6 protein-coding genes and 1 riboswitch are annotated in these 9112 nt (G+C 71.5%); of the genes, 3 read left to right on the forward strand and 3 right to left on the reverse strand.

Features of this window, described 5'->3' with window-relative positions; translation table 11 throughout:
* Window positions 1–2 precede the first annotated feature (2 nt).
* Window positions 3–161: riboswitch (cyclic di-AMP (ydaO/yuaA leader) on the reverse strand.
* A 231-nt stretch (window positions 162–392) separates the two neighbouring features.
* Both ACIRFL_RS31800 and ACIRFL_RS31805 read right to left on the reverse strand, forming a co-directional pair.
* Window positions 393–1781 (reverse strand): M16 family metallopeptidase, encoded by a 1389-nt coding sequence (locus tag ACIRFL_RS31800; protein WP_404035165.1) that lies wholly within the window; start codon window positions 1779–1781, stop codon window positions 393–395.
* Window positions 1778–3184: a M16 family metallopeptidase gene (locus tag ACIRFL_RS31805; protein ID WP_404035168.1), complete on the reverse strand. Its 1407-nt coding sequence runs from the start codon at window positions 3182–3184 to the stop codon at window positions 1778–1780. The genes ACIRFL_RS31800 and ACIRFL_RS31805 overlap by 4 nt, the downstream gene beginning before the upstream one ends.
* A gap of 312 nt (window positions 3185–3496) precedes the next feature.
* On the opposite strand from ACIRFL_RS31805, the gene ACIRFL_RS31810 reads away from it, so the two are divergent.
* Window positions 3497–5956 (forward strand): DNA topoisomerase (ATP-hydrolyzing) subunit A, encoded by a 2460-nt coding sequence (locus ACIRFL_RS31810; protein WP_404035170.1) that lies wholly within the window; start codon window positions 3497–3499, stop codon window positions 5954–5956.
* Window positions 5957–6156: 200 nt separating this feature from the next.
* Here the strand turns inward: ACIRFL_RS31810 and ACIRFL_RS31815 are convergent, their stop codons facing one another.
* Window positions 6157–7287, reverse strand: coding sequence for a CobW family GTP-binding protein (locus ACIRFL_RS31815; protein ID WP_404035172.1), 1131 nt, complete (start codon window positions 7285–7287; stop codon window positions 6157–6159).
* A gap of 321 nt (window positions 7288–7608) precedes the next feature.
* On the opposite strand from ACIRFL_RS31815, the gene ACIRFL_RS31820 reads away from it, so the two are divergent.
* Both ACIRFL_RS31820 and ACIRFL_RS31825 read left to right on the forward strand, forming a co-directional pair.
* Window positions 7609–8193 (forward strand): DUF6082 family protein, encoded by a 585-nt coding sequence (locus ACIRFL_RS31820; RefSeq protein ID WP_388713646.1) that lies wholly within the window; start codon window positions 7609–7611, stop codon window positions 8191–8193.
* Window positions 8194–8659: 466 nt separating this feature from the next.
* Complete coding sequence (locus ACIRFL_RS31825; protein WP_388713649.1) at window positions 8660–8896, forward strand: hypothetical protein; 237 nt, start codon at window positions 8660–8662, stop codon at window positions 8894–8896.
* Window positions 8897–9112 lie beyond the last annotated feature (216 nt).

Consider the following 9112-nt stretch of genomic DNA (forward strand, 5'->3'; position numbering starts at 1 on the left):
GTCCTTTCCTTCCTTGTCGCCTACCGGGTTAGCTGACGGGTTCGGAGCAGGAAGGTCTCCTACGGGAGGCCGCGTGCCGCGCGGACTCCCGATTCACCCCAGGGACTTGGGTCCCCGGCTCCCCTGGCTCGCGCCGTACGGGGACTCGGCGATGGCTGTCCGGTGCCGCGGGCGCGGCGCACTGCCTGACGAACAGCCCGGACGACGCTAAGGGGGACAACTTTCCATCCCCAAACCGAACCGGGTGTTTGTAGCGCATCCCACAGGGCAGACAGGCAACCTCCGCCGCAATTCGGGCATCCCGCGGGAACGGAAGGGGCCCTGACGACCGGGGCGGTCTGCCACGGCCGTCAGGGCCCCACGCGCGTGTGCGGGTCCTCGGACTGCTCCGCCTACTCCGCGGACACCACGTGCACCTCGCCGATGCCCAGCGCCTCGGCCGGCTCCTTGATCTGCGCGGCGTCGCCGACCAGGACCGTCACCAGCCGGTCCACCGGGAACGCGTTCACCACCGCGGCGGTGGCCTCCACGGTGCCCGTCGCGGCCAGCTGCCGGTACAGGGACGCCTGGTAGTCGTCCGGCAGGTGCTGCTCCACCTGGTCGGCGAGCGTGCTCGCCACGGCCGCCGCCGTCTCGTACTTCAGCGGCGCCACCCCGACGAGGTTCTGCACGGCGACGTCGCGCTCGGCGTCGGTGAGACCTTCCTCGGCCAGCGTGCGCAGCACCGTCCACAGGTCGGCCAGCGCGGGACCGGTGTTCGGGGTGTCCACGGAGCCGCTGATGGCGAGCAGCGAGGCACCCGTGCCGTCGGGGGCGGACCTGAGGACCTGGCCGAAGGCGCGCACTCCGTAGGTGTAGCCCTTCTCCTCACGCAGGACGCGGTCCAGCCGGGAGGTGAGGGTGCCGCCGAGGCAGTACGTGCCGAGCACCTGGGCGGGCCAGACCCGGTCGTGCCGGTCGGCGCCGACGCGGCCGATGAGCAGCTGCGTCTGGACGGCGCCGGGGCGGTCCACGATGACGACCCGGCCGCGGTCGTCGGCGCTCACCGACGGCACCGGCCGCGGCTGGGACGCGGTGCCGGTCCACGCCCCCAGGGACTCGCCGAGCAGCGCGTCCAGATCGATGCCGGTCAGGTCGCCGACGACCACTGCGGTGGCCGTCGCGGGCCGTACGTGCCGCTCGTAGAAGGCGCGCACCGCCGCCGCGTCGATCTTGGCGACGGTCTCCTCGGTGCCCTGGCGCGGACGCGACATGCGCGAGGCGGCCGGGAACAGCTCCTTGGAGAGTTCCTTGGCGGCGCGGCGGGACGGGTTGGCCAGCTCGTGCGGGATCTCGTCGAGGCGGTTGCGGACCAGCCGCTCCACCTCGCTGTCGGCGAACGCGGGTGCGCGCAGGGCGTCGGACAGCAGCCCAAGGCCCTTGGCCAGGCGGGAGGCCGGGACCTCCAGGCTCAGCCGGACGCCCGGGTGGTCGGCGTGCGAGTCCAGCGTGGCGCCCGCCCGCTCCAGTTCGGCGGCGAACTCCTCGGCGGAGTGCCGGTCGGTGCCCTCGGAGAAGGCCCGCGCCATGATCGTGGCGACACCGTCCAGGCCGGACGGCTCGGCGTCCAGCGGCGCGGACAGCAACACCTCGACGGCGACGACCTGCTGGCCGGGCCGGTGGCAGCGCAGGACGGTCAGGCCGTTGTCCAGCGTGCCGCGCTCGGGGGCCGGGAACGCCCACGGCCTCGCCTCGCCCGCGCGGGGCTGCGGGTGGAACTCCATCGCGGCGAGTTCGGTCACTTGGCCGCCTCCTCGTTGTTGTCGTCGCCGGCTTCGACGGTGGCTTCGGACTCGGGGTCCTCGGGGACGTCCACGTCCTCGGTGTGCTCCGCGGACTCGGCGGAGAGCGGTTCGTAGACGAGCACCGCGCGGTTGTCCGGACGCAGCCGGGCCTGGGCGACCGCCTGGACCTCCTCGGCGGTCACCTCCAGGACCCGCTGCACGGCGGTCAGGGCGAGCTGCGGGTCACCGAACAGCACGGCGTACCGGCACAGTTCGTCGGCGCGGCCCGCGACCGTGCCGAGCCGGTCCAGCCACTCGCGCTCCAACTGCGCCTGGGCCCGCTCCATTTCCTCGGACGTGGGGCCCTCCTCGGCGAACCGGGCCAGCTCCTCGTCGATGGCGGTCTCGATGACCGGCACCTCGACGTCACCGGAGGTCTTCACGTCCAGCCAGCCCAGGGAGGGCGCGCCGGCCAGCCGCAGCAGGCCGAACCCGGCCGCCACCGCCGTACGGTCCCGCCGCACCAGCCGGTTGTACAGGCGGGAGGACTCGCCGCCGCCGAGAACCGTGAGCGCCAGGTCGGCCGCGTCGCACGCGCGCGCGCCGTCCTGCGGCAGCCGGTAGGCGGCCATCAGGGCACGGGCCGGTACCTCCTCCACGACGACCTCGCGCAACTGCTCCCCGATGGTCTCGGGCAGCGAGCCGTCGCGGGGCTCGGGCTTGCCGTCGTGGGCCGGGATCGAACCGAAGTACTTCTCGATCCAGGCGAGCGTCTGCCGCGGGTCGATGTCGCCGACCACGGAGAGTACGGCGTTGTTCGGCGCATAGTAGGTGCGGAAGAACGTGCGCGCGTCCTCCAGGGTGGCCGCGTCCAGGTCCGCCATCGAACCGATCGGCGTGTGGTGGTACGGGTGGCCCTCGGGGTAGGCGAGGGCGGTCAGCCGCTCGAAGGCGGTGCCGTAGGGCACGTTGTCGTAGCGCTGGCGGCGCTCGTTCTTGACGACGTCCCGCTGGTTCTCCATGGACTCGTCGTCCAGCGCGGCCAGCAGCGAACCCATGCGGTCGGCCTCCAGCCACAGGGCCAGCTCCAGCTGGTGGGCGGGCATGGTCTCGAAGTAGTTGGTCCGCTCGAAGCTGGTGGTGCCGTTCAGCGACCCTCCGGCGCCCTGCACCAGCTCGAAGTGCCCGTTGCCCTGCACCTGCGCGGAGCCCTGGAACATCAGGTGCTCGAAGAGGTGAGCCAGGCCGGTACGTCCCTTGACTTCGTGGCGGGAGCCGACGTCGTACCAGAGGCAGACCGCCGCGACCGGGGTCAGGTGGTCCTCGGAGAGCACCACGCGCAGCCCGTTGGCCAGGCGGTGCTCGGTCGCTGTCAGGCCCCCGGAGCCTGCCTCGGCTGTGGCCGTGTGACCCATGGGCATGTACGTCCCTTCGATCGCGGATGCGGTCGTGAAACCGCGGTTTTCCTGCCAGTCCTGCCACTGTATGCAAGCGTGCGCACCCTGGGCGAAGTTCCCGCGGGACGTACGCCCACAGCGGATCGCGTAGCCTGCGGGGGTCGTGCCGCGGGGCGGTCCCCCGCGGCAGCCGCGGCGCCGGGGCGGGCCGCCGACACCGGGGCCTGGCCCGGGTTGTCAGTGTCGCGGTCCACAATGGTCCGCATCAGATCACGTTCACGCTTCCGCACGAACGCCCCATAGGCGAGCGACCGAACACAGGAGGAGCCGGCAGCGATGGCCCGCCGCAGCACGAAGACCCCGCCGCCCGACGAACCGTTCGAGGAGAGAATCCTCGACATCGACGTCGTGGACGAGATGCAGGGCTCCTACCTTGAGTACGCGTACTCGGTCATCTACTCCCGTGCCCTGCCGGACGCCCGCGACGGCCTCAAGCCGGTGCACCGCCGCATCGTGTACCAGATGAACGAGATGGGCCTGCGCCCCGACCGCGGCTATGTGAAGTGCGCGCGCGTCGTCGGCGACGTCATGGGCAAGCTCCACCCGCACGGAGACGCGTCCATCTACGACGCCCTGGTGCGCATGGCGCAGCCCTTCTCGATGCGCGTGCCGCTGGTCGACGGCCACGGCAACTTCGGGTCGCTGGGCAACGACGACCCGCCGGCCGCCATGCGGTACACGGAATGCCGCATGGCCGAGGCCGCCGGCCTGATGACCGACTCGATCGACGAGGACACCGTCGACTTCGCCCCGAACTACGACGGGCAGGAGCAGGAGCCGGCGGCACTGCCCGCCGCGTTCCCGAACCTGCTGGTCAACGGCGCGTCGGGGATCGCCGTCGGCATGGCCACGAACATGCCGCCGCACAACCTCGGCGAGGTGATCGCGGCCGCCCGGCACCTCATCCGGCACCCGAACGCCGACCTGGACGCCCTGATCAAGCACGTGCCGAGCCCCGACCTGCCCACCGGAGGCCGGATCGTCGGCCTCTCCGGGATCCGCGACGCCTACGAGACCGGCCGGGGCACGTTCAGGATTCGGGCCACGGTGACCGTGGAGACGGTGACCGCACGCCGCAAGGGCCTCGTCGTCACGGAACTGCCCTTCGCCGTCGGACCGGAGAAGGTCATCTCCAAGATCAAGGACCTGGTCGGCGCGAAGAAGCTGCAGGGCATCGCCGACGTCAAGGACCTCACGGACCGTGAGCACGGCCTGCGCCTGGTCATCGAGATCAAGAACGGCTTCGTGCCCGAGGCGGTCCTGGAGCAGCTCTACAAGCTGACGCCGATGGAGGAGTCCTTCGGCATCAACAACGTGGCACTGGTCGACGGCCAGCCCCTCACGCTGGGCCTGAAGGAACTCCTCGAGGTCTACCTCGACCACCGCTTCGACGTGGTGCGCCGCCGCTCGGAGTTCCGCCGCGGCAAGCGACGCGACCGGCTGCACCTCGTGGAGGGCCTGCTCACCGCGCTGGTCGACATCGACGAGGTCATCCGCCTCATCCGTTCCAGCGAGAACAGCGCGCAGGCGAAGGAGCGGCTGATGAGGCGCTTCTCGCTGTCGGAGATCCAGACGCAGTACATCCTGGACACGCCCCTGCGCCGGCTGACCAAGTACGACCGGATCGAGCTGGAGGCGGAGAAGGAGCGGCTCAACGCGGAGATCGCGGAGCTGACCCGGATCCTGGAGTCGGACGCCGAACTGCGCAAGCTGGTCTCCGCGGAACTCGCCGCGGTCTCCAAGAAGTTCGCCACCCCGCGCCGCACGCTGCTGCTGGAGTCGGGCGCGACCCCGGTCGCGTCGGTGCCGCTGCAGGTGGCCGACGACCCGTGCCGGGTGCTGCTGTCCTCGACCGGGCTGCTGGCCCGCACGGCGAACGGGGAGCCCTTCCCGGTGGACGCCGGCGCCAAGCGCGTCAAGCACGACGTGATCGTCTCGGCGGTCCCGGCGACGGCGCGCGGCGAGGTGGGCGTGGTGACGTCCGCCGGGCGCCTGCTGCGGGTCAACGTGGTCGACCTGCCGCAGCTGCCGGAGACGGCGACCGCGCCGAACCTCGCGGGAGGGGCGCCCGTCGCGGAGTTCGTCACCCTGGAGGACGAGGAGACGGTGGTCTGCCTGACCACGCTCGACGAGTCGTCCCCCGGACTGGCGCTCGGCACCGAGCAGGGCGTGGTCAAGCGGGTGGTGCCCGACTACCCGTCCAACAAGGACGAGTTGGAGGTCATCGCGCTCAAGGAAGGCGACCGGATCGTCGGCGCGGTGGAGCTGCGCACCGGCGAGGAGGACCTGGTGTTCATCACGGACGACGCGCAGTTGCTGCGCTACCAGGCGTCCCAGGTCCGCCCGCAGGGCCGCCCGGCGGGCGGCATGGCGGGCATCAAGCTCGCCGAGGGCGCCAAGGTGATCTCCTTCACCGCCGTGGACCCGGCCGTGGACGCGGTGGTCTTCACCGTGGCGGGCTCGCGCGGCACGCTGGACGACTCGGTGCAGACGACCGCCAAACTGACCCCGTTCGACCAGTACCCGCGCAAGGGGCGGGCCACCGGCGGCGTGCGCTGCCATCGGTTCCTGAAGGGCGAGGACTGCCTGTCCCTGGCCTGGGCCGGTGCCGTCCCGGCGCGGGCGGCGCAGAAGAACGGCGCGCCGGTGGACCTGCCGGACCTGGATCCGCGTCGCGACGGCTCGGGCGTGTCCCTGCCGAAGACGGTGTCGGTGGTGGCGGGCCCGGCCTACTGAGCGCGCCGCCGGGTGTGCCGCACTGTGCCGTCGGCCGTGCGGCACCCCTGTGCTGGGTGTACTGCGCCGTGCCGTCGGTCGCGCGGCACCACGGTGGCTGCTCGTGCAGTTCCCCGCGCCCCTTCGGGGGCTGTCGCCGGACGGCTGAGCGGCGACGCCGGAGGGCTCGGCGGGCTGCCTTGTGGCTCGGCGGGCGCGCCTCATGGGTGGGCTGGTGTTCCGGAGGGCTCGGTGGGGTCCGGGAACGGCGGGTCCTCGGGGTCCGGCTCCCCGGCGGTCCGCCGTACGGCGTCCTGCTCGTCCGGGCCCGCCACATAGCGCAGGACGCCCCACATGCCGTGCTCGTCGGTGTGCGGGGCGTCGCTCTCGCAGGCCCTCAGTTCCCGGCGAAGGGCGCCGGTGTCGATGCCGGAGCCGATGAGCACGAGCTGGGTCAGCCGCTCCCCGGCCCCCGTCCACGGCTCGGGGTAGAAGCGCAGGAACCGCCCGACGGCGTGCACGGCGTACCGGTTGACGGGGTCGTACGCCCCGAAGTCGACGTACCCCTTGATCCGGTACAGCCCCTCGGTCCTGCCGTCCAGGAACCGCATCAACCGGCGCGGGTCGAGGGGGACTTCGGAGACGTAGGACAGGCTGTCGTAGCCGGTGTGCAGATGGCCCGTGTGCTCGTCCTCGCTGTGCCGGTGCAGGTCGTCGAAGGACAGCTGCCCGACGCGCTCCTCGGCCGGCCTGCGGTCGAAAAGGAACTCGGGGTCGACGCGGCCGTAGGCGGCGGGCACGACGGCGGCGCGGTCGGTGAGCGAGCCGACGAGGCCGAGCACGCGCGCGCCGTCCGCGGCCCGGTCGAGCTTGTTGACCACGACCAGGTCGGCGAGGGCGAGGTGCCGGTCGATCTCCGGATGCCGGGCGCGGGTGGCGTCGAACTCGGCGGCGTCGACCACCTCGACCAGCCCGCCGTAGACGATCCCCGGATGCTCGCTGGCGAGCACCATACGGACGAGTTCCTGGGGTTCGGCGAGCCCGCTGGCCTCGATGACGATGACGTCGATGCCGGTGGCCGGTGCGGCGAGCCGGGCCAGGTACGCGTCGAGTTCGCTCGCGTCGACGGCGCAGCACAGGCAGCCGTTGCCCAGCGACACCGTGGAGTCGCCGAGCGCGCCCGCCACGGCCATCGCGTCGATCTCGACGGCGCCGAAGTCGTTGACGATCGCCCCGATGCGGCTGCCGCCGCTGTGGTGCAGGAGGTGGTTGAGGAGCGTGGTCTTCCCGGAGCCCAGGAATCCGGCGATGACGACGACCGGGATCTGCTGCGGACTACGGCGGTGCCCCACGGTGCGACCTCTCTCACGCGAACGCGTGCACCGGGCTCACGGCCCGGCGCACGGACGGGGATGGCATGCCGACCCAGGATACGAGCAGGGAGAACACCCCGAAGTGAACGATTGTTAGCAGTCACGGCGGGGCAGACGAAGTGCAGGCGCCGGAGTGTGCGACCCTCGCTTCCCTCTGTGCGCCGCCTCTCCGCCTCCCCGCCGATCAGAGCCGCTCGGCACACTCTGGGAGACGGCTAGCGCCGCCCACCGCTCGCCGGTCCCCTCCAGTCGACCCGCACCCCGACGACCGGCGGACGGCCGCCTGATTCGGGGGTTGACATGGCCACACAGAAGACGGGGAACTGGGGGCCGGGCTCAGTCGCCGCGGTCCTCGCGCTTTCGATCACCGGCACCGCGGCGTCCCTCCTGGCGTACCGCCGTGCCCTGGAGGCGGTCGTCCGCACGAACGCCGAGATCCTGCGGCGGCTGGACGCCCTGGACGACCAGCGCCGGCAGGCGTCCCGGCGCACGGACCGCATCGAGTACCAGCGCGATCACCGGCAGCTCCTGCTCGCGGCGATGAAGGACCAGGACCTGCTTCCCGTGCTCGACGCCTACGAGGGCGACGTGCCGCCACGCGTGCAGAAGCAGTACCTCTTCGCCAACGCCCTGTACGTGCACGCCCTGCACGGCTACCGGATCGGCCTGCTCACCCGGGCGGAACTGCGCGGCTACGTCCGTGTGCTGTTCCAGAGCCCGACGGCCCGCGCCTACTGGGAGGCCACGCGCCACCACCGGGCGAGCCTGCGGGACGGCTCGGAGGAGGCCGAGATCGGCAAGATGACCGACGAGTTGCTGGCGGAGCTGGACGAGGCCGACACGGACGAGTGGTGGGTGGTGGGCGACCATCCCGCCGAGGAATGAGACCCGGACGAGGGAGCGGGCTCCGCAGGGACGGGTTGACTCCACGGGGACCGGTTGGGCCCACGGGGACGGGTTGGCTCCACAGGGACGGACTGGGTCCACCGGAACGGTTGGCTCCACAGGGAGGGACTGGGTCCACCGGAACGGTTGGTTCCACAGGGACGGGTTGGCTCCAGAGGGGCGGGTTGGCTCCGCAGAGACGAGTCGCCCTCCGCGGAAACGAGTGCCCTTCGCAGAGACGAGTGGCCGCCGCAGGGCGAGCGGGGCCGCAAAAACGAATCACTCGCTCAGACACCCAAGTCCGGGCCCCAAGCGCGATCTGAGCAGGCTAGGTTGTCCCCGCCTGCCACGTGCACACCCGCCGTCACAGCAGGCCCAGACGTCGTTGCCGCCCCGGACACACCCATGCCCCGGCGCCCGGCACGAGGAAAACCCCTGACCGATTCAAGCAAGGACCGGGATCGACTTGAAGATCGTGCGCCGCATTGGTGCCTCACCTCGCGAAAGAGGGAGCGTGAACGGGCAGACCTGCCCGGACATCTTTGAACTGCAGGACGGGAACTTCGCGGTGATCGGTACGGACCGTACCGACGCACTCGACTCCGAGCTGCCGTCGGACGCCGCACGCGCCGACTACGAGCGGATCGTGGTGATCAGCCGCGAGACGCTGGTGCGCGCGAAGGCCGACATTCCGGACGCCTAGGCGCGGCCCTCCGGTCACGGTGGACGCGCCTCCGATCGGGCGCACCGTGATCCGCGGACGGACCGCGCCCCGCACGGGCCCAGCTCGATGCCGCTCTTCGACAGCGGGCTGGGTTTGCCTCAGCTTGATCTTTAACCTCGCCCGTCACCCGACCTGCTGATCTTGGTTTGTTCCTGAGACAGCAGGACGGCCGTTCTTCACGCTTCGAGGTGTCGA

The sequence above is a fragment of the Streptomyces sp. NPDC102462 genome (assembly GCF_044765425.1).
Taxonomy (GTDB): domain Bacteria; phylum Actinomycetota; class Actinomycetes; order Streptomycetales; family Streptomycetaceae; genus Streptomyces.